1 protein-coding gene is annotated in these 258 nt (G+C 67.4%); it reads left to right on the plus strand.

Going from position 1 to position 258, the window contains the following annotated elements:
- Positions 1-258 (plus strand): discoidin domain-containing protein (locus FAF44_RS54130; protein WP_237111247.1); only part of this gene is annotated, 258 nt, incomplete at both ends.

Here is a 258-nt window from a genome sequence, read left to right on the forward strand (position 1 = left end):
CAGTGGCTGCAGGTCGATCTCGGAGCGAGCGCGACGATCTCCCGCGTCGTCCTCGACTGGGAGAACGCCTACGCCAAAGCCTTCACCATCCAGACCTCCCCCAACGGCACCACCTGGACCGACACCTACACCACCACCAACGCCACCGGCGGCACCCAGACCATCGACCTCACCGCCACCGGCCGCTACATCCGCATGCACGGCACCACCCGCGCCACCGGCTACGGCTACTCCCTGTGGGAGTTCCAGGTCTACGGC

Source organism: Nonomuraea sp. MG754425 (genome assembly GCF_021699195.1).
Taxonomy (GTDB): Bacteria; Actinomycetota; Actinomycetes; order Streptosporangiales; family Streptosporangiaceae; genus Nonomuraea.